Below are 21,890 nucleotides of genomic sequence, written 5' to 3' on the forward strand. Positions count from 1 at the left end.
GCGCCTCCGCGGCAGCGCTTGTGGCTGAGCCGCGGAGGAGCGGTCGGACGGGGTGGGAGCTGGATGCGGGGCCGCGGGGGTGCCGCGGACCGCGTCAGCTGCGGGAGACCGTCGACTTCTCGGCGTCGGTGCCGGAAGAAGGAGTGGTTGCGTCGGAGTCGGACTCGACGTCCTCGAATTCTACCGCAGCCGGGGCGGGCGTCCACTCGCGACCGGGCCGGTAGGCCGAGGTCTCGCGACCGGGGTGCTCGCGCCGCTGGATCACGACGAGGACCAGGCCGATCACGATCGCGATCAGGGCGGCCCAGACGTTGGTGCGGATGCCCCAGAAGAACTCGCTCGGGTCGATGCGGATCGACTCGAACCAGACGCGGCCGACGCCGTACCAGATCAGGTAGGCGGCGAAGACGGTGCCCCACTGCAGCTTGAGACGGCGCTCGAGCAGCAGGATGACGGCGATGCCGACGGCGTTCCAGAGGATCTCGTAGAGGAAGGTCGGGTGGAAGAGCGTGCCGGCGGGCAGTCCGACCGGGAACGCCGGGTTGCTGCTCTCGATCTCGAGGCCCCAGGGCAGGGTCGTCGGCAGGCCGAACAGCTCGTGGTTGAACCAGTTACCGAGGCGGCCGATGGCCTGCGCGGCGAGCATGCCGGGCGCGAGGGCGTCGGCGAAGGTCCAGAAGCGGACGCCCGTCCAGCGGCAGCCGATCCAGGCGCCGACGGCGCCGCCGATCAGGCCGCCGAAGATCGCGTTGCCGCCGTTCCAGATCCGGATGATCTCCCAGGGGTCCGCGCCGGCGTAGAAGTAGTCGCCGGGGTGGGTGAGCACGTGGTACAGCCGCGCGCCGATGATGCCGAGCGGCACCGCCCAGATGATGATGTCGAGGACGACCCAGGGCTCGGCGCCGCGGCGCTTGAGGCGGGCGTTCGTCATGATCGTGGCGACCACGATGCCGACCAGGATGCAGACGGCGTAGGTGTGGATCGAGAACGCGCGATCGAAGAGCGTGAAGTCGTACTGACTCCACGCCTCGGGCGGACTCGGGATGCTCAGCGGTACGGACACCGGTACGTCGACCTTTCGAAGGAGGGATCCCGCGGTCGCGGCGGTGCCGCGCCCCGACGGGCATCCCGAGTGTACTGGGAGGCGTCAGGCTCGCGGACGCGTGCCCTCTGCCAGACCGCGTGCCGTCTCCGCCACGGCGTCGACCCCGCCCGAGGCGAGCGCGCGGACGAGGGCCGAGCCCACGATCGCGCCGTCGGCGTAGGCGAGGATCTCGGCGACCTGATCGCCGGTCGACACGCCGACGCCGACGCAGGCGCTGTCGGAGCCCGCGTCGCGCAGCCGGTCCACGAGCGTCCGGGCGGCCTGGTCGACGTCGGCGCGCGCGCCGGTGATGCCCATGGTGGAGACCGCGTAGACGAAGCCGCGGCTCGCCTCGACGGTCGCGCGCAGACGCGCGTCGGTCGAGGAGGGAGCGGCGAGGAAGACGCGGTCGAGGCCGAGCCGCTCCGAGGCGGCGATCCACTCGGCGCCCTCGTCGGGGATGAGGTCGGGCGTGATCAGGCCGGAGCCGCCCGCCTCCGCGAGGTCCGTCGCGAAGCGCTCGACCCCGTACTGCAGCACGGGGTTGTAGTACGTCATCACGAGCACGGGGACGTCGACGCGCGCGCGGATCTCGCGGACCGCGTCGAAGCCGTGGCGCAGGCGGAAGCCGCCGGCGAGGGCCGCCTGGGTCGCCTCCTGGATGACCGGGCCGTCCATCACCGGGTCGGAGTAGGGCAGGCCGAGCTCGATCGCGTCGACGCCGTTCTCCGCGAGGGCGACGGCGGCGTCGATGCTCGTCGCGAGGTCGGGGAAGCCGGCGGGCAGGTAGCCGATCAGGGCGCCCGCCGACTCCTGGTTGCGCCGGCGGACGGTCTCGGCGACGCTCGGCCCGATGCCGCTCACGACTGCACCGCGCCCTGGTCGACCAGGCCGAAGTAGCGCGCGGCGGTGGTCATGTCCTTGTCCCCGCGGCCCGAGAGGTTGACCAGGATGGTCGCGTCGGGGCCGAGCTCGCGGCCGAGCTCCAGCGTGCCGGCCAGGGCGTGCGCCGACTCGATCGCGGGGATGATCCCCTCGGTGCGGCTGAGCAGCATCAGGGCGTCCATCGCGGCGGAGTCGGTGACCGCGCGGTAGTCGGCCCGGCCGATGCTGGCGAGCCAGGCGTGCTCGGGACCGATGCCCGGGTAGTCGAGGCCGGCCGAGATCGAGTGCGACTCGACGGTCTGGCCGTCCTCGTCCTGCAGCAGGAGGCTGCGGGCGCCGTGCAGGACGCCGGGGCGGCCCTTGCTGATGGTCGCGGCGTGGCGCGGGGTGTCGATCCCCTCGCCGCCGGCCTCGAAGCCGACGAGCCTCACCTCGGGGTCGTCGAGGAACGCGTGGAAGATGCCCATCGCGTTGGAGCCGCCGCCGACGCAGGCGGCGACCGCGGTCGGCAGGGCGCCGGTGAGGGCGAGGACCTGCTCGCGCGCCTCCTCGCCGATGATCTTCTGGAAGTCGCGGACGAGCGCCGGGAACGGGTGCGGACCGGCGACGGTGCCGAAGACGTAGTTGGTGGTGCCGACGTTGGTGACCCAGTCGCGCATCGCCTCGTTGATCGCGTCCTTGAGAGTGCGCGAGCCGGTCGTCACGGGGATGACCTCGGCGCCGAGCAGGCGCATGCGGGCGACGTTGAGCGCCTGGCGCTCGGTGTCGACCTCGCCCATGTAGACGACGCAGTCGAGGCCGAAGAGCGCGGCGGCGGTGGCCGTGGCCACGCCGTGCTGGCCGGCGCCGGTCTCGGCGATCACGCGGGTCTTGCCGATGCGCTTGGTCAGCAGCGCCTGGCCCAGCACGTTGTTGATCTTGTGCGAGCCGGTGTGGTTGAGGTCCTCGCGCTTGAGGATGATCCGCGCGCCGCCCGCGTGCTCGGCGAAGCGCGGCACCTCGGTGATGATCGAGGGCCGGCCGGTGTAGCTGCGGTGCAGCTCCGCCAGCTCGGCCGCGAACTCGGGGTCGACCTTCGTGCGCTCGTACTCGGCGCTCAGCTCGTCGAGCGCCTCGACGAGCGATTCGGGGACGTAGCGCCCGCCGAAGTCGCCGAAGTACGGGCCGAGTTCATCCCGGAGTGCCATGGCAGTGCCGCCTATCAGTGGATCGTGGATCAGTGCGGATCGTGGCTCGCGCGGTTCGCGGCCCTCTGCGCCGGAAGGGGCTCAGTGGGCCAGGAAGCCGGCGAGGGTGGCGACGGGGTCGCCACCGGTGACGAGGGCCTCGCCGACGAGGACGACGTCCGCGCCGGAGCGGCGGTAGTGCGCGACGTCGTCGGCCGAGAGGACCGCCGACTCCGCGACCTTGACCGCGTCGGAGGGGAAGCGCTCGGAGAGGCGGCCGAAGAGGTCGCGGTCGAGCTCGAAGGTGGAGAGGTCGCGGGCGTTGACGCCGATCAGGCGGGCACCGATGTCGGCGGCCCGCTCGAGCTCGTCGCCCGAGTGCGTCTCGACCAGCGGGGTCATCCCGAGCTCGAGGACAAGGGCGTGCAGCTCGGCCAGCACGGGCTGCTCGAGCGCGGCGACGATGAGGAGGACGAGGTCCGCCCCGGCGGCGCGCGCCTCGAGCACCTGGTACGGCTCCGCGATGAAGTCCTTGCGCAGCACCGGGATCGAGACCTTCGCGCGGACGGCCTCGAGGTCGGCGAGCGAGCCCTTGAAGCGGCGCTCCTCGGTGAGGACGCTGATCGCGCTCGCTCCCCCGAGCTCGTACCGGCCGGCGAGCAGCGCGGGGTCGGGGATCGCGGCGAGAGCGCCGCGGGACGGGCTGGAGCGCTTGACCTCGGCGATGATCCGCACGCGCTCGGCGGGGGCCAGCGCAGCGAGGGCGTCGAGGGCGGGCGGGCGCTCGGCGGCGCGGCGCTCGAGGACCTCGAGCGGGACGGTCTCGCGACGCCGGGCCGCATCGGCCAGGGCGCCGGCGGTCAGATCGCCGAGCACTCTACGCGCGCGCCTTCGGATTGGCCTTCGCGCCGTCGACCCCGTAGCCCAGGCGGGCCAGGATCACGCCGACGAGGAGGCCGATCACGACGACGCCGGCGGACAGCCAGACGACGAGCGGCAGGTCGAACCAGAAGGCGATCGTGCCGACCGTGAAGCCGACCAGCATGATGACGACGGCCGTCCACGCTGCGGGCGAGTGGCCGTGGTTGTCGTCGTCGTGCTCGGTGCTCATGGCTCTCCTCCTGGACGTGCATCGGAACCACAGCAGTCTAGCGGCTCGGGGCTGAAGGGCTCCGCCGCCGGGCGGGGTCTGCGGAGGGCTTGCTCAGCGGGCGGACGTGGGGTCGTCGCCGCGGGACAGCTCGTCCCAGGAGACGACGGGATCGATGTCGCCGTCGTCGGTCCGCACGGTGGTCGCGCCGTGGCCGTAGCCGTCGGCGGGCTCGAACCGGGAGACGCGCTTCTTCCTCGCGCCGGGCCAGCGCCGGACGGTGACGAGCACGACGACCCCGATCACCGCGGTCAGCACTCCGGCGACCAGTGCGACGAGCGGCCAGGCGGTGACGGAGGACGAGGCGACGAGCGCCGCGACCGACTCCCGGCCCGCGATCGCGGTCGCGTCGGTGACCAGCGACGAGCCGGCGCGCACGGGATCGGCGAGCGCGGTCGAGGCGGCCAGGACGACGGAGCCGCCGAGGACGATCTGCAGCAGCCCGAGGACGATCCGGAAGGCCGGCCCGGCGATGGCGAGGGCGGCCGCGAGAGCGAGCCCGGCGAGGGCCAGGGCCGACAGGGCCGGCGCGGCGACGGTGCCGACGACGGAGAGCGCCCGGCCGTCGCCGACGCCCGGGGTGAGCACGAGGGTCGCCCAGGGCTGGGTGGAGGCGGTGAGCTCGAGCGCGGCGAGCAGCACGATCCCGAGGATCGCGGAGTACTTGAGGCGCCGGCCGCTCACGCCTGCGGCCCGAGGTCCGTCACCGGGGCGAGCGGATCGACGTCGAAGCAGGAGTGCTCGCCGGTGTGGCAGGCGGCGCCGATCTGCTCGACCTGCACGAGCAGCGTGTCGGCGTCGCAGTCGAGCGCGGCTCCGCGGACGTACTGGGCGTGACCGGAGGTGTCGCCCTTCCGCCAGTACTCCTGGCGCGAGCGCGACCAGAAGGTGACCCGGCCCTCGGTCAGCGTGCGGCGCAGCGCCTCGCGGTCCATCCAGCCCAGCATCAGCACCTCGCGGGTGTCGTGCTGCTGGATCACGGCGGGCAGGAGGCCGCTCGCGTCGAAGGCGGCGCGGTCGAGGACCGCGGTCAGGTCGTCCGGAGCGGTCGTGTCGGTGCTCATCGGCGGATCTCGATCCCGGAGTCGTCGAGGGCGCGCTTCACGTCGCCGATCGTCAGCTCGCGATTGTGGAAGACGGAGGCGGCGAGCACCGCGTCGGCGCCCGCCTCGATGGCGGGGGCGAAGTGCTCGACCGCACCGGCGCCGCCCGAGGCGATCACCGGAACGGTGCTGAGCTCGCGCATCGCGCTGATCAGCGGCAGGTCGAAGCCCTGCTTGGTGCCGTCGGCGTCGATGGAGTTGACCAGCAGCTCGCCGGCCCCGCGCTCGACGGCCTCCGCCGCCCAGGCGAGGGCGTCGAGCGTCGTCTCGCGGCGACCGCCGTGGGTGGTGACGACGAAGCCGGAGGGCGTGGCGTCGCTCCGCTTGACGTCGAGCGAGAGCACCAGCACCTGCGCGCCGAAGACGTCGGCGATCTCGCCGATCAGCGCGGGGCGCGCGATCGCGGCGGAGTTGACCCCCACCTTGTCGGCGCCGTGGGCGAGCAGGCGCGAGACGTCCTCGACGCCGCGCACTCCCCCGCCGACGGTGAGCGGGATGAAGACCTGCTCGGCGGTGGCCCGCACGACGTCGTAGGTGGTGGAGCGGTCGTCGACGGTGGCGGTGACGTCGAGGAAGGTCAGCTCGTCGGCGCCCTGCTCGAAGTAGAGGCGGGCGAGCTCGACGGGGTCGCCGGCGTCGCGCAGGTTCTGGAAGTTGACGCCCTTGACGACGCGGCCGGCGGCCACGTCGAGGCACGGGATGACGCGGACGGCGAGACTCATCGCTCCCCCTCCTAGAGGCGTGCGGCGTGGATCGAGGTGACCAGGATCGCGCGGGCGCCGAGGTCGTAGAGCCGGTCCATCACCTGGTTCATGTCGGCGCGCGGCACCATGACCCGCACGGCGACCCACTCGGGGTCGTGCAGCGGCGAGACGGTGGGCGACTCGAAGCCGGGCGCGAGCGCGGTGGCGGTCTCGAGCAGCGCGACGGGGCAGTCGTAGTCGAGCAGCACGTACTCGCGGGCCACGAGGACGCCCTGCAGGCGGCGCAGCAGGACCGGGATGCCCTCGGGCTCGCCCGCGCCGGAGACGAGGACGGCGGTCGACTCCAGGATGACGGGGCCGAAGATCTCCAGGCCCGCCTTGCGGAGGGTCGTGCCGGTCTCGACGACGTCCGCGATCACGTCGGCGACGCCGAGCTGGATGGCCGACTCGACCGCGCCGTCCAGGCGGATGAGGGTGACCTCGACGCCGTGCTCGCGGAGGAAGCGGCCCACGAGGCCCGGGTAGCTGGTCGCGACGCGGAGGCCGTCGATCTGCTGCAGCTCGGTGTAGCGGCCGGCCGGTCCGGCGAAGCGGAAGGTCGAGTCGGCGAAGCCGAGGCTGGCGATCTCGCGCGCCTCGGAGCCGGAGTCGATCAGGAGGTCGCGGCCGGTGACGCCGACGTCGAGCGCGCCGGAGCCGACGTAGGTGGCGATGTCGCGCGGGCGGAGGTAGAAGAACTCGACGCCGTTGCGCTCGTCGACGACGTGCAGCTCCTTGGGATCGCGGCGGCCGGTGTAGCCGGCCTCGGCCAGCATCTGGCCGGCGGTCTCGGAGAGCGAGCCCTTGTTCGGGACGGCGACGCGCAGGAGCGCGGGCGCGGCGGTGGTGCCGGTGGTCTCAGGAGTGGTGGGGGTGGGGGTGGTCGTGGTCACGACGGGACGTCCTCTGGAGGTCGAGGGTGATTCGGTGAGCGGAGGCGCGACGGCGCCTCGGAGAGCGTGGGAGCGCGCGGCGACGTGGCGGCGGCGCACTCCGGCGAACGGGGGGACGCTCACAGATGTCGGTAGACGTCGGCCGTCGTCAGGCCCTTCGCGAGCATCAGCACCTGCAGGTGGTAGAGCAGCTGCGAGATCTCCTCGGCCGTGCGCTCGTCGCCCTCGTACTCGGCGGCCATCCACACCTCGGCGGCCTCCTCGACGATCTTCTTGCCGATGAAGTGCACACCGGCGTCGAGCTCGCGGACCGTGCCCGAACCCTCGGGACGCGCGGCGGCCTTCTCGCCCAGCTCAGCGAAGAGGTCGTCGAAAGTTTTCACCGGGGAAGTCTATACGCGGCGGCGGACCGGCGAGGGCGGCCGGGTCAGTGGCGGTGCAGGAGGGAGGACGCGGTGTCGCGGAGGGCGGCGATGGCCGCCTCCGGGTCGTCGGCGCCGAAGACGGCGGAGCCGGCGACGAAGGTGTCGGCGCCCGCCTCGGCGGCGATCTCGATCGTGCCGGGGGCGATGCCGCCGTCGACCTGGAGCCAGACGTCGAGGCCGGTGCGGTCGACGACCTCGCGCAGCGCGTGCAGCTTCGGCATCGTCTCCGCCATGAACGACTGGCCGCCGAAGCCGGGCTCGACGGTCATCACGAGCACCTGGTCGAACTCGGGCAGCAGGTCGAGGTAGGCGTCGACGGGGGTGCCGGGCTTCAGCGCGATGCCGGCGCGCGCGCCGATCTCACGGAGACGGCGCGCCAGCGCGACGGCGTCGCGTGCGGCCTCGGCGTGGAAGGTGACGGAGTAGGCGCCCGTCTCGGCGTAGCCCGGCGCCCAGCGGTCGGGGTCGTCGATCATCAGGTGCACGTCGAGCGGGCGCGGCGAGACCTCCTGCAGGCGCTGCACCATCGGCAGGCCGAAGGTGAGGTTCGGCACGAAGTGGTTGTCCATCACGTCGACGTGCACGAGATCGGCCCCGGCGATCCGCTGCAGCTCGGCCTCGAAGTTCACGAAGTCGGCGGACAGGATGCTGGGGTTGATCCGTGCGGGCATGCTCCCCAGCCTAGGCCGGGCGGCCGGGCCGTCAGGCCGGGCTGCGGCGCAGCAGCTGGATGAACATCGCGTCGGTCCCGTGCCGGTGCGGCCAGAGCTGCGCGTGCAGCGCGCTCTCGGCGAGCGGCAGCGGCGCGCGGGTGATGCCGCGGAGGACCGCCGGGGTGTCGACGAGCTCGAAGCCGCCGGGGTGGCGCTCCGCGGCGAGGGCGAGCACGCGCTTGGTCTCGCCGAGGTGCGGCGAGCAGGTGACGTAGGCGAGCAGGCCGCCGGGCGCGAGCGCGGCGAGGGCGGAGTCGAGCAGCTCGCCCTGGAGGGCCGCGAGCGGGGCGACGTCGTCGGCGGTCTTGCGCCAGCGCGCCTCCGGACGGCGGCGGAGGGCACCGAGTCCGGTGCACGGGGCGTCGAGCAGGATGCGGTCGAAGGCACCGGGCTGCTCCTCGCCGAGGGTGCGGCCGTCACCGGTGCGGACCTCGACCGTCGGGTCCACGGCGGCGAGGGCCTGGCGGACCAGTCCAGCCCGCGCGGGCACGACCTCGTTGGCCAGCAGCGTCGCGCCGCCCGCGCGTGCCTCGGCGGCCAGCAGCGCCGCCTTGCCGCCGGGGCCGGCGCAGAGGTCGAGCCAGCGCTCGCCCTCGCGGACCGGCTCCGCGCGGGAGAGCGCGAGCGCGGCCAGCTGCGAGCCCTCGTCCTGGACGCGCACCCGGCCCTCGTGCACGGGCGCGATCGCCTCGGGGTCGCCTCCGGTGCTGACGAGGCCGACCGGCGAGTAGCGGTCGGGCTCCGCGTCGGGCAGCTCGGCGGCCTCCGCGAGACCGGGCAGGGCGACGAGGTTCACCCGCGGCGCCGCGTTGTCGGCGGCGAGCAGCGCCTCGAGCTCGTCGGCGGCGCCCTCCGCGGCGAGGGCGCGGCGCAGGGCCTTGACGATCCAGACGGGATGCGAGGTCGCCGCGGCGAGCCGGTCGTCGCCCGAGGTCGCGGCGTCGGCGACGCGCTGCTGCCACTCCTCGTCGCTCGAGCGGGTCACCGAGCGCAGCACTGCGTTCGCGAAGGCGACGGCGCCGCGGGAGGAGCCGCCCGCGACGAGCGCGACGCTCTCGTTCACGGCGGCGTGCGCGGCGACGCGGGTGCCGAGCAGCTGGTGCACGCCGAGCCGGAGCGCGTCGAGCACCGGGGCGTCGATGGTCTCGACGGCGCGGCCGGCGGCGAGGGCGATCACCCGGTCGTAGTAGCCGGAGAGGCGGAGCGTGCCGTAGCAGAGCTCGGTGGCCAGACCCGCGTCGGCCGGCGACAGCTCGGCGGCGCGGATCCGGGCGGGCAGCACGAGGTTGGCGTAGGCGTCTCCGCCGCTGACCGCGAGCAGGACGTCGTAGGCGACCTGCCGCGCCGGAGCGACCGCGGTCCGGGCGCTCACGCGAGCACCGTGCTCTCGCGGAGGCCCCGGGCCCAGGCGGCGCCGGGCATCGCGGTCTTGCCGGCGGGCTGCACCGAGACGAGCTCGACCGCGCCGTCGCCCGTGCCGACCAGGGCCCTGCCGGCATCGAGGAGCACGGCGCCGGGCGCGAGGGGAGCGTCCGTGCGCGCCTCGTCGACGGCGAGCACCTTGAGCCGCGCGTCGCCGACCGTCGTCGACGCGCCGGGTTCAGGAGTCACCCCGCGGACCAGCGCGAGGATCCCCGCGGTCGGCAAGGTCCAGTCGATCCGGCCGTCGGTCACGTCGAGCTTGGGCGCGAGGGTCACCTCGCCCGACTGCGGCACGGCGACCGCGGTGCCGGCGGCGAGCCCGTCGACGACCTCGCCGGTCAGCCCGGCGCCCCGCTCCGCGAGCACCTCGAGCAGCTCGCCGGCCGAGCGCCCGGCGACCTCCTCCTGGATCACGGCGAAGACGTCGCCCGCGTCGAGCTCGGCCACCAGCTGGAAGACCGCCGCGCCGATCCGCTGCTCCCCCGCCATCAGCGCGCGCTGGACCGGTGCCGCCCCGCGCCAGCGCGGCAGCAGCGAGAAGTGCAGGTTGATCCAGCCGAGGCGCGGCACCGCCAGCAGCCGCTCGCGGACCAGGCCGCCGTAGGCCACGATCACGCCGAGGTCCGGCTCGAGGGCGGCGATCCGGTCGGTGACCTCCTCGTCGAGGCGGTTCGCCGTGAGCACCGGCAGGCCGAGCTCCTCGGCGACCGCGGCGATCGGCGAGGGCGTGAGCACGCGCTTGCGACCCACGGGCGCGTCCGCCCGGGTGACCACCCCGACGATCTCGTGCTCGGAGGCCGCGAGGGCGCGCAGGGTGGGGACGGCGGCAGCCGGCGTGCCGGCGAAGACGAGGCGCACGAGGAGCTCCTGAGCGTGGGGGTCGAGCGGAGAACGGGTCCGGGAGGGACGGGTCTAGAGGATGTCGGGGTCGTCGAGCCGGACGCGCAGCTTGGGCGCCGGCCGGAAGCGGCCCGGCGTGGTGGGCGGCCGGCGGCGGCGGGTCGCGTTGCGGATCACGGCGGACCGGAGGCGGGCGGCGACCTCCGCCCCGCGAGCGTAGTCGAAGCGCACGATCGCCCGGACGGAGCCGTCCTCGAGCCCGACCGGGCCGAGCACCTCGTGCCGGTCCGCCTCGTCGAGCGCGTCGAGCGCCTCCGTCACCGCGTGCGCGTCGCCGCTGACGGTCGCGAGCCGGACGGCCGGCGGGAAGCGCAGCTCGCGCCGCTCGATCAGCTCGGCGCGGAGGTACTCGTCCTGGCGCCAGGTCGCGAGGGCCGTCGCGAGGCGCCCGGCGACGCCGACCAGCAGCACGGGAGCGCCGGGGCGGGCCAGCGCGGCCGCGTTCGACCAGGTGCGCAGGGCGTCGTCGGCGACGCGCAGGCTCTCCCGCGCGAGCATCCGCTCGCCGTCGAGCAGCAGCACGGCGTGGTAGCCGCCGTCGGCCCGGGGCTCGCCGCCGCGGGTGGCGACGACGAGCGCCGGTGTCCCGGGCACGGTGAGGATGGGGTGCGCGCCGTCGGCGACGACGACCTTGACACCCGGGAACGCGCGGCCGAGCTCCTCCGCGGTGCGGCCGGCGCCCAGGCTCACCAGGCGCAGCGCCGTCGCCTCGCAGACGGAGCAGTGCCAGTCGGCGGCGATCAGTCCGCACCAGCCGCAGCTCGGCCGCGCGCCGGCCGCGTGCACGGCGAGCGGACCCTGGCAGCGGTTGCAGCGCGCCACGGTGCGGCAGCGCGCGCAGGCGACCACCGGTGCGTAGCCCGGGCGGGCGACCTGGACGAGCACGGGACCGGCGTCGAGCGCGATCCTGGCCTGCCGCCAGGCGGTCGAGGGGATGCGCGCGGCCTGGTCGTGCTCGTCGGCGGCCGTCTGCTGCGCGGTGGGCACGACGTGCGGGCGCCGCGACGGGCGGGGCTGCACCGGAGCGGCGAAGCCGAGGCCGACCAGCCGCTCCACCTCGACCGTGCGGGTGTTGCCGAGCAGGACCAGCCCGGCACCGCTCTGCTCCTGCCGGACGAGTGCGACGTCGCGGGCGTGCGCGTAGGGCGCGAGCGGCTCGGCGAAGAGCGGATCGCCGTCGTCCCAGAGCGCGATCAGACCGAGCGCCGAGGACGGCGCGTAGAGCACCGAGCGGTTGCCGACGATCACCCGCGGGCCGGGAGTGAGGCAGCGCAGGAACGCGGCGTACCGGCCCGCGCCCTTCTGCCGCGCGTCGAGGCGGACCACCGCGGCCTCGGGCACGTGCTCGGCGAGGGCCTGCTCGAGCTGCTCCTGGTCGCGGTAGTCGGGCACCGCGAGGATCGCGTCGCGGCCGGCGTCGAGCGCGGTGCGGGCGAGCTCGGCGAGCGTCACCGCCCAGCCGCCGACCCAGGCGCCCGAGGCCAGCTGCACGGGCGCGGGCACGGCGTTCACCGCGAGGCGACCGCCGTCGAGGAGACCGTCGAAGGTCTCCGCAGGGTAGCCGGTCACCGTGCCGGGCACGGTGCCGTCCGCGACCGGGTCGGCCGGGGCGGAGTCCGCGTCCGCCTCGGACGGGGTGGCGGCCGCGTCCGCCTCGGACGGGACGGCGGTCGCCGCCGCCTCGGCGAGGGCCGCGAGGTGCGCCCGCTCGACACGGACGTGGCGCCGCGGCACGGCGAGGCGCAGCACGTCGCTCGCTCCCCCGGCGGCGCGGTCAGCGACGCGCCGGGCGAGAGCCCAGACCTCGGGAGTCAGCACGACGAGCGGCGAGACGAGCTCCTCGAGCTCGCTCAGCGCCCCCGCGTGCTCGGAGCCCTGGCCGACCTCGACGACGAACGCGTCGGCGATCCGCCCGCCGGTGCGCAGCGGCACCCGTACCCGGACGCCCGGGCGCACACCCTCGCGCAGCGCCTCGGGGATCGCGTAGTCGAGCAGCCGGTCCAGCTGCGGGAGCGGCGAGTCGAGGAGCACGCGCGCGACGCGCCCCTCCGGACCGGTCACCGCCTCCCCCGCCGCGGCGGCGCCTACGAGAGACCCGCGGCGGAGCGGAGGTCGTCGACGCGGTCGAGGCGCTCCCAGGTGAAGTCGGGCAGCTCGCGGCCGAAGTGCCCGTAGACCGAGGTCTGCGAGTAGATCGGACGCAGCAGGTCGAGCGCGTGGATGATCGCGGCGGGACGGAGGTCGAAGACGGAGCGGATCGCCTCGGTGATCTGCTCGTCGGGCAGCGTGCCGGTGCCGAAGGTCTCGACGTAGAGGCCGACCGGGGCGGCCTTGCCGATCGCGTAGGCGACCTGCACCTCCATCCGGCGGGCGAGCCCCGCGGCGACCGCGTTCTTCGCCACCCAGCGCATGGCGTAGGCGGCCGAGCGGTCGACCTTCGACGGGTCCTTGCCCGAGAAGGCACCGCCGCCGTGGCGCGCGGCCCCGCCGTAGGTGTCGACGATGATCTTGCGGCCGGTGAGCCCGGCGTCGCCCTGCGGGCCGCCGATCTCGAAGCGGCCGGAGGGGTTGATCAGCAGGCGCACGGCGGAGGAGTCGAGGTCGACGCGCTCGAGGACGGGTCGGATCACGTGCTCCTCGATGTCCGCGTGGATCGTGGCGGTGCTGACGTGCTCGGCGTGCTGGGTGGAGAGGACGACCGTGTCGATCGTGGCCGGCGTCGTGCCGTCGTAGCCGATGGTGACCTGCGTCTTGCCGTCGGGCCGGAGGTAGTCCAGCTCGCCGGTCTTGCGGACCTCGGCCAGGCGCTCCGCCAGGCGGTGCGAGAGCCAGCTGGGCAGCGGCATGTACTCGGGGGTCTCGTCGGTGGCGAAGCCGAACATCAGGCCCTGGTCGCCGGCGCCCTGGCGGTCGAAGGCGTCGTCGTCGGTCGCGTCGCCGCGCACCTCGAGGGCCGTGTCGACGCCCGCGGCGATCTCGGGCGACTGCTGACCGATCGAGACGGACACGCCGCAGGAGCGGCCGTCGAAGCCCTTGAGCGAGGAGTCGTAGCCGATCTCGACGATGGTGTCGCGCACGATCGCGGGGATCTCGACGTAGCCCGAGGTGGAGACCTCGCCGGCGACGTGCACGAGGCCCGTGGTGACGAGCGTCTCCACGGCGACCCGGCTGCGCGGGTCCTCGCGCAGGAGCGCGTCGAGGATGCGGTCCGAGATCTGGTCGCAGATCTTGTCGGGGTGACCCTCGGTCACGGACTCGGAGGTGAACAGGCGGAGGGGGCCGGAGGTCATGTCGAGCGTCTCATTCCGTAGGGCGCGGCAGCCGGAGCTGTCTCGATCCGGTGCAGTCCCGCACCGGGCTCGCCCTCTCACCGGGGGCGGACCGGGCCAGGGAGGCGCCCTAGCGCGCGACCACGTCGAGGACGCGATCGGCGACCGACGCCTTGCTGCCGGAAGCCTCGATCACTATATCTCCGGCCCGATCGAGGACCACGACGGTGTTGCTGTCGCTCTGGAAGCCCTCGGCCCAGCCGACCCTGTTGAGGACGAGCAGATCGCAGCCCTTGCGGGCGATCTTGGCGCGGCCGAGCGCGAGCATCGCGTCACGGTCGGGCTCGGTCTCGGCGGCGAAGCCGACGATCACCTGCCCGTCGGTCTTGGCGGCGGAGATCTCGGCGAGGACGTCCGGGTTCTTCACGAGCTCGAGGACGAGGCGGTCGCCCTGCTGCTCCTTCTTGATCTTCGCCTCGGAGACGTCGGCCGGACGGTAGTCGGCGACGGCGGCGGCCATGATCACGATGTCGGCGTCGCGGGAGGCGACCAACGCCGCCTCGCGCAGCTCGAGCGCTGTCCCGACGGGGACCACTTCGACGCCGCCGGGCGCCTCGATGTCGAGGTTCGCGGCGAGGAGGACGACCCTCGCTCCGCGCGCGGCCGCGGCGACCGCGAGCGCGACGCCCTGCCGGCCGCTGGAGCGGTTGCCGACGAAGCGGACCGGGTCCAGCGGCTCGCGGGTGCCGCCGGCGGTGACGAGGACGCGCAAGCCCTCGAGGTCGCGCCGGGCGGCGGTGGCACGCGCGTGGACGGCGAGGGCCTCGGCGACGATCGTCGCGGGCTCCTCCATCCGGCCGGCTCCCGAGTCGGCACCGGTCAGCTGGCCGACGGCGGGGCCGACGACGTGGACGCCGCGGGAGCGGAGCGTCGCCATATTGGCGACGGTGGCGGCGTTCGCCCACATCTCGGTGTGCATCGCCGGAGCGACCACGACCGGAGCGGTGCTGGCGAGCACGGTGTTGCCGAGCAGGTCGTCGGCGAGGCCGGTGGCCAGCTTGGCCAGGGTGTGCGCCGTCGCGGGGGCGATCACGATGAGGTCGGCCGCCTGGCCGATCGCGACGTGCCGCACCTCGGCGACGCCCTCGTAGAGCTCGGTGTGCACCGTGTTCCGCGAGATGGCCTCGAGCGTGGGCTTGCCGACGAAGCGCAGCGCGGCCTCGGTGGCCACGACGTGGACGTCGTGGCCCTCGAGGACCAGTGCGCGGACGACACCGACAGCCTTGTAGGCGGCGATGCCGCCGGTGATCCCGACGACGACGTTCAGCCGTGCGGCCCGTCTCGATGACCGCATGTCGCGGAGCGCCCCCGGCCGGGACTACTCGTCGAGGGGCTCGGCGACGGGACGGGCGACGAGCTTGTCCTCGTTGATCTCGTGCAGGGCGACGGAGAGCGGCTTGTCGTCGATGGTCGAGTCGACCAGCGGGCCGACGTTGTCGAACAGGCTGCCCTCGTGCAGGTCGGCGTAGTAGTCGTTGATCTGGCGCGCGCGCTTGGAGGCGAAGATGACGAGCGCGTACTTCGAGTCGACCTTCGAGAGCAGCTCGTCGATGGGCGGGTCGATGATGCCGAGGTTGTTGGCCATGGTGTCTCCTAGCGTGGCGCGAAGCGCCGATCTGCGGCTCCGGAGCGGCACGGCGCGCGATCACCGGGGAGGGCGATCGGGGCGTCGGCCCGGAGGTGGTCGGTGGTCTCGGTCTCAGCGGCCCGGATCGGCGGGCGTGCTGTCGGCACGAGGCGACATCAATTCTACGACCTCGCGGGCCGCTTCGGGCACGGTGCTGTTCACGACGGCGAAATCGAACTCGTCCTGCGCGGCCAGCTCGACCTTCGCGGTCGCGAGCCGGCGCTCCTGCTCCTCCGCGCTCTCGGTGCCGCGGCCGACCAGGCGGCGGACCAGCTCGTCCCAGCTCGGCGGCAGCAGGAAGACCAGCCGGGCGTCGCTCATCCGCTCGCGGACCTGCCGCGCGCCCTGGATGTCGATCTCGAGCATGACCTGGCGGCCGGCGGCGAGGGCGGCGTCGATCGGGCCGCGCGGCGTGCCGTAGCGGTAGGCGTTGTGCACCGTCGCGTACTCGAGGAACTCCCCCGCCTCGACCATGCGGTCGAACTCGGCGTCGTCGACGAAGTAGTAGCTGACGCCCTCGACCTCGCCGGGGCGCGGGGCGCGGGTGGTCGCCGAGACCGAGAGCAGCACCTCGGGGTAGTTCTCGCGGATGTAGCTGGAGACGGTGCCCTTGCCGACCGCGGTCGGGCCGGCCAGCACGACGAGCCGGTTGCGCTCACCGCGGCGCTGACGCGACTCGCGCTCCTCCAGGAACGCGCCGAGGCCCTCGACCTGGCGGCGGCCGAGACCGCCCAGGCGCTTGGACGGCGCGATGCCGAGCTGCTCCATCACCCGGGGCGTCTTGACCACGCCGAGGGCGGGCACCGCGCGCAGCAGCTCGCTGACGCGCATCCGTCCCTCGACGCCGGTCGGAGCCTCCTGCGCGGCCGCGAGCACGGCGGTGGCGGGGCGATCGCCGGCGGCGACGCCCTTCTTCACCTGGGCGCGGGCGCGGCGGGCGGCGATCGCGGCCTCCGAGGCGGCGCGGCGGTCCACCGCGGGCGGCGCCGGGCGGCGCGCGGCGGAGGTGCCGTCGGGGGCGTCGGCGGCGGGATCGATCGGGCTGACGGCTTCAGCGGACAAGGGTCTCCTGGAGGTGTGCGGCTCGGCGGTCGATCTCGGCGGCGATCCCGTCGGGTCCGGCGCCGAGGACACTGCGCGATTCGCTCACGATCGTCGAGGCGGCCAGCGCTCCGAACAGCCTCGACGCGTCCGCGGTGTCGGCGCCCTGGTGGCCGAAGCCGGGCGCCAGCACCGGCAGTGCGGGGCGGAGCGGAGTGCCCGTGCCGATGCCGTAGTCGCCGAGTGCGACCGTGGCCCCGAGCACGACGCCGACCGAGCCGATCGACGAGCGCGCGTGTCCCGCGTTCCAGGATGCCACGTCGGCCAGCACCGCGTGCGCCACCGTCGAGCCCGCGGCGGGGCCGTCCTGCAGCAGCGCGCGCTGCACCGGCCGCGCCTCGGCGTTGGAGGTCGCGGCGAGGACGAAGACGCCCTTGCCCGCCTCCTCGGCCAGCGCGAGCATGCCCTCGAGCGAGCCGACGCCCTGGTAGGCGGCGGCCGTCATCGCGTCGGCCTCGAGCGGCGAGCCGGGGCGCAGCCACGCCTCGGCGTAGGCCGTGACGCTCGTGCCGATGTCGCCGCGCTTCGCGTCCGCGATGACCAGCAGGCCCGCGGCGCGCGCGTCGGAGAGGACGCGCTCGAGCGCCGCGTAGCCCGCCGAGCCGTGCCGCTCGAAGAACGCGACCTGCGGCTTGACCAGGCCGACCCGGCCGGCCGACGCCTCGACGACGCGCCGGCCGAAGGTCTCCAGTCCCGCCGCGCTGTCGTCCAGACCCCAGGCGTCGAGCAGGAACGCGTGCGGATCGATCCCGACGCAGAGCTGGCCGAACGCGTCGAACGCGGCCTCGAGCCGGGCGCCGAAGGATCCGGCGCCCGGCTGTGCGGCGGCGTCCGTCACGCCGTGCGCTCCGCCCGGCGGATCGCGTAGTCCTGCAGGCTGGTCACCTCGAACGGCTCCGCTCCGGCGTCGAGCGAGGCGACGGCCGCGGCGAGCTGGGCGATCGTGGTGAACAGCGGCTTGTCCGCGGCGACCGCGGCGGCGCGGATCTCGTAGCCGTCGGCGCGGGAGGCGCCGCCGCTCGGCGTGTTGATCACCACGTCGACCTGGTCGCGGTTGACGAGCTCGACGATCGACGGCGCGTCGTCGACGGCCTCCTCGCTGTACTTGCGCACGACCCGGGCCTGGATGCCGTTGCGGTTGAGCACCTCCGCGGTGCCCTCGGTGGCGAGGATCTCGAAGCCGAGCTGGCGCAGGCGCAGGGCCGGCAGCACGATCGAGCGCTTATCGCGGTCGGCGACCGAGATGAAGACGGTGCCGCTCGCGGGCATGCCGCCGTAGGCCGCCTCCTGGCTCTTCGCGAAGGCGCGGGGGAAGTCGCGGTCGATGCCCATGACCTCGCCGGTCGAGCGCATCTCGGGGCCGAGCAGCGAGTCGACGATCTTCCCCTCCTTGGTGCGGAAGCGCTTGAACGGCAGCACCGCCTCCTTCACCGCGATCGGCGAGTCCATCGGCACGTCGGAGCCGTCGCGCTCGGGCAGCAGGCCCTCGGCCTTGAGCTCGGCGATCGTCTCGCCGACCATCAGGCGCGAGGCGGCCTTCGCGAGCGGGATGCCGAGCGCCTTCGAGACGAACGGCACGGTGCGCGAGGCGCGCGGGTTCGCCTCCAGGACGTAGAGCACGCCCTGGCCGATGGCGAACTGCACGTTGAGCAGGCCGCGGACGCCGACGCCCTCGGCGATGGCGAGGGTCGCCTCGCGGACCTTGTCGATCTGCTGACGGCCCAGGGTGACCGGCGGCAGGGTGCAGGCCGAGTCGCCGGAGTGGATGCCGGCCTCCTCGATGTGCTCCATCACGCCGCCGATGTAGAGCTGCTCGCCGTCGTAGAGCGCGTCGACGTCGATCTCGATCGCGTCGTCCAGGAAGCGGTCGACGAGCAGCGGGTGCGTCGCGTCGATGATCCCCTCGTCGGCCATCCGGGCGAAGTAGTCCTCGAGCTGCGGGGAGCCGTAGACGATCTCCATCCCGCGGCCGCCGAGCACGAACGACGGGCGGACGAGAACGGGGTAGCCGATCTCGACCGCGACCGCGAGGGCGCCCTCGAGGTCGGTCGCCGTGCCGTTGCGCGGGGCGAGCAGGCCCGCCTCGTCGAGGATGCGGGAGAACGCGCCGCGCTCCTCCGCGAGGTCGATGTTGGCGGGCGTGGTGCCGAGGATCGGCACGCCCTCGGCCTCGAGGCCGGCGGCGAGGCCGAGCGCGGTCTGGCCGCCCAGCTGCACGACGACGCCGACCAGCTCGCCGGACTGCGACTCCGCGTGGATGACCTCGAGCACGTCCTCGAGCGTCAGCGGCTCGAAGTACAGGCGGTCGGAGGTGTCGTAGTCGGTCGAGACCGTCTCGGGGTTGCAGTTGATCATGATCGTCTCGAACCCGGCGGCCGAGAGCGCGAAGGACGCGTGCACGCAGGAGTAGTCGAACTCGACGCCCTGGCCGATGCGGTTCGGACCGGAGCCGAGGATGACGACCTTGCGGCGGTCGGCCGCGACGACCTCGGTCTCCTCGTCGTACGAGGAGTAGTGGTACGGCGTGAGCGCCGGGAACTCGCCCGCGCAGGTGTCGACCGTCTTGTAGACCGGGCGGACGGCGAGGTCGTAGCGGGTGCGGCGCACCTCGGCCTCGTCGAGACCGCGCAGCTGCGCGATCTGCACGTCGGAGAAGCCGTGGTCCTTCGCCAGGCGCAGGACGCCGGCGTCGAGGCCGTCGTGCTCGCGCACCAGCTCGGCGATCTCGTTGATCAGCACGATCTGGTCGAGGAACCACGGGTCGATCTTGGTGGCCTCGAAGGCCTGCTCGACGCTCGCGCCGAGGCGCAGCGCCTGCTGCACGGTGACGATGCGGCCGTCGGTCGGGGTCTTCGCGATCTCGAGCAGCTCCTCGACCGAGCGCGACTGGTCGCCCCAGTGGAAGGAGGAGCCGCGCTTCTCGAGCGAGCGGAGCGCCTTCTGCAGCGCCTGCGCGTAGTTGCGGCCGATCGCCATCGCCTCGCCGACCGACTTCATGGTCGTGGTCAGCGTCTTGTCGGCGGCCGGGAACTTCTCGAAGGCGAAGCGCGGCACCTTGACCACGACGTAGTCGAGGGTCGGCTCGAAGCTGGCCGGCGTCACCTTGGTGATGTCGTTCGGGATCTCGTCGAGGCGGTAGCCGATCGCGAGCTTCGCGGCGATCTTGGCGATCGGGAAGCCGGTCGCCTTCGACGCGAGCGCCGAGGAGCGCGAGACGCGGGGGTTCATCTCGATCACGATGATCCGGCCGTCGGCGGGGTCGATCGCGAACTGGATGTTGCAGCCGCCGGTGTCCACGCCCACGTCGCGGATGATCCGGATGCCGATGTCGCGCAGCTTCTGGTACTCGCGGTCGGTCAGGGTCAGCGCCGGGGCGACCGTGATCGAGTCGCCGGTGTGCACGCCGACCGGGTCGACGTTCTCGATCGAGCAGACGACGACCGTGTTGTCGGCCGTGTCGCGCATCAGCTCGAGCTCGTACTCCTTCCAGCCGAGGATCGACTCCTCGAGGAGCACCTCGGTGGTCGGGCTCTGGTGCAGGCCGTCGCCGACCATCCGCACGAGCTCGTCGACGGAGTGCGCGAAGCCGGAGCCGAGGCCGCCCATGGTGAAGGACGGGCGGATGACCAGCGGGTAGCCGAGGTCCTCGGCGAAGCCGATCGCCTCCTCGACGGTGTGCGCGATGTACGACTTGGCGACGTCGGCGCCCGCGTCGAGCACGAGCTGCTTGAAGATCTGGCGGTCCTCGCCGCGGTTGATCGCCTCGAAGCTCGCGCCGATCAGCTCGACGTCGTACTTCTCCAGGATCCCGAGGTCGTGCAGCTGGATCGCGGCGTTGAGCGCGGTCTGGCCGCCGAGGGTCGGCAGGATCGCATCGGGGCGCTCCTTGGCGATGATCGCCTCGATCGCCTTCGGGGTGATCGGCTCGACGTAGGTCGCGTCGGCGAAGTCCGGGTCCGTCATGATCGTCGCCGGGTTCGAGTTGACGAGGATGACGCGGACGCCCTCCTCGCGCAGCACGCGGCAGGCCTGGGTGCCGGAGTAGTCGAACTCGACCGCCTGGCCGATCACGATCGGGCCGGAGCCGATGACGAGGACGCTTCTGATGTCTTCCCTGCGGGGCATTACTTCTGCTCTCCGGTGGTCGAGGCGGTGGTGGTGTCGGTGGAGTCCGCGCGGGCGGGCTCGGCGCCGCCCTGCTCGGCCGTGCGCTGCACGACCATGGCGCGGAAGCGGTCGAAGAGGTGGTTGGAGTCGTGCGGACCGGCCGCCGCCTCCGGGTGGTACTGGACCGAGAACGCGGGGATGTCGAGGCAGCGCAGCCCCTCGACGACCGAGTCGTTGAGGCTGTAGTGGCTGACCTCGACCCGGCCGAAGCCCTCGGGCGAGTCGAGCTCGCCGTCGATCGGGGCGTCCACCGCGAAGCCGTGGTTCTGCGAGGTGATCTCGACCCGGCCGGTCAGCTTGTCGAGCACCGGCTGGTTGATCCCGCGGTGGCCGAACGGCAGCTTGTAGGTGCCGAAGCCGAGCGCGCGGCCGAGCAGCTGGTTGCCGAAGCAGATGCCGAAGAACGGCAGGTCGGCGCGGAGCGTGGTGCGCAGCAGGTCGACGTGGCGATCGGAGGCCTCCGGGTCGCCGGGACCGTTGGAGAAGAACAGCGCGGAGGGGTCGAGGGCGAGCACCTGCTCCGCGGTCGTCGACTCGGGCAGGACGTGCACGTCGAAGCCGCGCTCGGAGAGGTAGTGGACCGTCGAGGTCTTGACGCCCAGGTCGATCACGGCGACCGAGCCCACGCGCTCGCCCTGTGCGGGCACGGTGTAGCGCTCCTCGGTCGAGACGGAGGAGGAGAGGTTCAGCCCCGCCATCTGCGCGCCGCCGAGCACCAGCGCGAGCTGCTCCTCCTCGGGGAGGGCGAGGTCCTCGCCGGAGAACACGCCGGAGCGCATCGAGCCGAGCGAGCGGATGTGCCGCGTGATCGCGCGGGTGTCGACGCCGGAGATGCCGACGATGCCGTCCTTCTCCAGGTCGTCGTCGAGCGAGCGCTGCGAGCGGAAGTTCGAGACCACGCGGGAGGGGTCGCGGACGACGTAGCCGGCGACCCAGATGCGGCGCGACTCCTCGTCCTCGTCGTTCATCCCGGTGTTGCCGATGTGCGGGGCGGTCTGCACGACGATCTGACCGGCGTAGGACGGGTCGGTCAGCGTCTCCTGGTAGCCGGTCATGCCGGTCGCGAAGACGATCTCACCGAGCGTGCGGCCGCGTGCGCCGTAGGCCTGACCCGAGAATCGTCGCCCGTCCTCGAGGACGAGGACGGCGGTGGGTTCGGTGCTGAGGCGTGTGGTTGGCACG

21 protein-coding genes are annotated in these 21,890 nt (G+C 73.5%); all 21 read right to left on the reverse strand.

Features of this window, described 5'->3' with window-relative positions:
* Nucleotides 1-94 precede the first annotated feature (94 nt).
* The gene (gene lgt / locus HRK28_RS17770; protein ID WP_244231848.1) at nt 95-1,045 is read right to left on the reverse strand and encodes a prolipoprotein diacylglyceryl transferase; all 951 of its coding nucleotides are present in this window, start codon (nt 1,043-1,045) and stop codon (nt 95-97) included.
* Between the two features lie 102 nt (nt 1,046-1,147).
* The gene (trpA, locus tag HRK28_RS17775; protein WP_160089820.1) at nt 1,148-1,948 is read right to left on the reverse strand and encodes a tryptophan synthase subunit alpha; all 801 of its coding nucleotides are present in this window, start codon (nt 1,946-1,948) and stop codon (nt 1,148-1,150) included.
* Nucleotides 1,945-3,156: a tryptophan synthase subunit beta gene (trpB, locus tag HRK28_RS17780; protein WP_173252569.1), complete on the reverse strand. Its 1,212-nt coding sequence runs from the start codon at nt 3,154-3,156 to the stop codon at nt 1,945-1,947. Before trpB ends, trpA begins: the two co-directional genes overlap by 4 nt.
* A gap of 81 nt (nt 3,157-3,237) precedes the next feature.
* On the reverse strand, nt 3,238-4,011 hold the full coding sequence (trpC, locus tag HRK28_RS17785; RefSeq protein WP_160089824.1) for an indole-3-glycerol phosphate synthase TrpC: 774 nt from the start codon (nt 4,009-4,011) through the stop codon (nt 3,238-3,240).
* Between the two features lies 1 nt (nt 4,012).
* Entirely contained in the window at nt 4,013-4,246 is a 234-nt protein-coding gene (locus HRK28_RS17790) for a DUF6704 family protein (RefSeq protein ID WP_160089826.1), read from the reverse strand.
* 93 nt (nt 4,247-4,339) lie between these two features.
* On the reverse strand, nt 4,340-4,969 hold the full coding sequence (locus tag HRK28_RS17795) for a Trp biosynthesis-associated membrane protein (protein ID WP_173252570.1): 630 nt from the start codon (nt 4,967-4,969) through the stop codon (nt 4,340-4,342).
* Nucleotides 4,966-5,349 carry a phosphoribosyl-AMP cyclohydrolase gene (gene hisI / locus HRK28_RS17800; protein ID WP_160089828.1) on the reverse strand — a complete coding sequence of 128 codons (384 nt, stop codon included), beginning with the start codon at nt 5,347-5,349 and terminating at the stop codon, nt 4,966-4,968. Before hisI ends, HRK28_RS17795 begins: the two co-directional genes overlap by 4 nt.
* Complete coding sequence (gene hisF, locus HRK28_RS17805) at nt 5,346-6,110, reverse strand: imidazole glycerol phosphate synthase subunit HisF (protein WP_160089830.1); 765 nt, start codon at nt 6,108-6,110, stop codon at nt 5,346-5,348. The genes hisI and hisF overlap by 4 nt, the downstream gene beginning before the upstream one ends.
* A gap of 11 nt (nt 6,111-6,121) precedes the next feature.
* The gene (gene hisG / locus HRK28_RS17810; protein ID WP_217274914.1) at nt 6,122-6,958 is read right to left on the reverse strand and encodes an ATP phosphoribosyltransferase; all 837 of its coding nucleotides are present in this window, start codon (nt 6,956-6,958) and stop codon (nt 6,122-6,124) included.
* A 185-nt stretch (nt 6,959-7,143) separates the two neighbouring features.
* Nucleotides 7,144-7,407: a phosphoribosyl-ATP diphosphatase gene (locus tag HRK28_RS17815; RefSeq protein WP_055791842.1), complete on the reverse strand. Its 264-nt coding sequence runs from the start codon at nt 7,405-7,407 to the stop codon at nt 7,144-7,146.
* Between the two features lie 44 nt (nt 7,408-7,451).
* Entirely contained in the window at nt 7,452-8,120 is a 669-nt protein-coding gene (rpe, locus tag HRK28_RS17820) for a ribulose-phosphate 3-epimerase (protein WP_173252572.1), read from the reverse strand.
* Between the two features lie 31 nt (nt 8,121-8,151).
* Complete coding sequence (locus tag HRK28_RS17825) at nt 8,152-9,534, reverse strand: RsmB/NOP family class I SAM-dependent RNA methyltransferase (protein WP_244231621.1); 1,383 nt, start codon at nt 9,532-9,534, stop codon at nt 8,152-8,154.
* A complete protein-coding gene (gene fmt, locus HRK28_RS17830) occupies nt 9,531-10,442 on the reverse strand; it encodes a methionyl-tRNA formyltransferase (RefSeq protein ID WP_173252573.1) in 912 nt (303 codons plus the stop codon). Before fmt ends, HRK28_RS17825 begins: the two co-directional genes overlap by 4 nt.
* A gap of 54 nt (nt 10,443-10,496) precedes the next feature.
* A complete protein-coding gene (locus HRK28_RS17835; RefSeq protein WP_173252574.1) occupies nt 10,497-12,545 on the reverse strand; it encodes a primosomal protein N' in 2,049 nt (682 codons plus the stop codon).
* 23 nt (nt 12,546-12,568) lie between these two features.
* Complete coding sequence (metK, locus tag HRK28_RS17840) at nt 12,569-13,774, reverse strand: methionine adenosyltransferase (protein WP_160089838.1); 1,206 nt, start codon at nt 13,772-13,774, stop codon at nt 12,569-12,571.
* Between the two features lie 109 nt (nt 13,775-13,883).
* Nucleotides 13,884-15,080, reverse strand: coding sequence for a bifunctional phosphopantothenoylcysteine decarboxylase/phosphopantothenate--cysteine ligase CoaBC (gene coaBC / locus HRK28_RS17845; protein ID WP_173252689.1), 1,197 nt, complete (start codon nt 15,078-15,080; stop codon nt 13,884-13,886).
* A 51-nt stretch (nt 15,081-15,131) separates the two neighbouring features.
* Nucleotides 15,132-15,398, reverse strand: coding sequence for a DNA-directed RNA polymerase subunit omega (gene rpoZ / locus HRK28_RS17850; protein ID WP_123446225.1), 267 nt, complete (start codon nt 15,396-15,398; stop codon nt 15,132-15,134).
* Nucleotides 15,399-15,512: 114 nt separating this feature from the next.
* The gene (gmk, locus tag HRK28_RS17855) at nt 15,513-16,478 is read right to left on the reverse strand and encodes a guanylate kinase (RefSeq protein ID WP_173252690.1); all 966 of its coding nucleotides are present in this window, start codon (nt 16,476-16,478) and stop codon (nt 15,513-15,515) included.
* A 13-nt stretch (nt 16,479-16,491) separates the two neighbouring features.
* Entirely contained in the window at nt 16,492-17,379 is an 888-nt protein-coding gene (gene pyrF, locus HRK28_RS17860; RefSeq protein ID WP_160089840.1) for an orotidine-5'-phosphate decarboxylase, read from the reverse strand.
* Entirely contained in the window at nt 17,376-20,666 is a 3,291-nt protein-coding gene (gene carB, locus HRK28_RS17865; RefSeq protein WP_160089842.1) for a carbamoyl-phosphate synthase large subunit, read from the reverse strand. Before carB ends, pyrF begins: the two co-directional genes overlap by 4 nt.
* The gene (carA, locus tag HRK28_RS17870) at nt 20,666-21,889 is read right to left on the reverse strand and encodes a glutamine-hydrolyzing carbamoyl-phosphate synthase small subunit (protein WP_173252575.1); all 1,224 of its coding nucleotides are present in this window, start codon (nt 21,887-21,889) and stop codon (nt 20,666-20,668) included. Before carA ends, carB begins: the two co-directional genes overlap by 1 nt.
* Between the last annotated feature and the right edge of the window lies 1 nt (nt 21,890).

Origin of the sequence: Rathayibacter sp. VKM Ac-2835, assembly GCF_013266705.1 — a bacterium.
Classification (GTDB): Bacteria; Actinomycetota; Actinomycetes; order Actinomycetales; family Microbacteriaceae; genus Rathayibacter.

What these genes read in the sequence shown, in the direction of transcription:
- trpB (WP_173252569.1), bottom strand. Translation starts at nt 3,156, where the DNA reads ATGGCACTCCGGGATGAACTCGGCCCGTACTTCGGCGACTTCGGCGGG.
- HRK28_RS17790 (WP_160089826.1), bottom strand. Translation starts at nt 4,246, where the DNA reads ATGAGCACCGAGCACGACGACGACAACCACGGCCACTCGCCCGCAGCG.
- hisI (WP_160089828.1), bottom strand. Translation starts at nt 5,349, where the DNA reads ATGAGCACCGACACGACCGCTCCGGACGACCTGACCGCGGTCCTCGAC.
- hisF (WP_160089830.1), bottom strand. Translation starts at nt 6,110, where the DNA reads ATGAGTCTCGCCGTCCGCGTCATCCCGTGCCTCGACGTGGCCGCCGGC.
- rpe (WP_173252572.1), bottom strand. Translation starts at nt 8,120, where the DNA reads ATGCCCGCACGGATCAACCCCAGCATCCTGTCCGCCGACTTCGTGAAC.
- metK (WP_160089838.1), bottom strand. Translation starts at nt 13,774, where the DNA reads ATGACCTCCGGCCCCCTCCGCCTGTTCACCTCCGAGTCCGTGACCGAG.
- rpoZ (WP_123446225.1), bottom strand. Translation starts at nt 15,398, where the DNA reads ATGGCCAACAACCTCGGCATCATCGACCCGCCCATCGACGAGCTGCTC.
- carB (WP_160089842.1), bottom strand. Translation starts at nt 20,666, where the DNA reads ATGCCCCGCAGGGAAGACATCAGAAGCGTCCTCGTCATCGGCTCCGGC.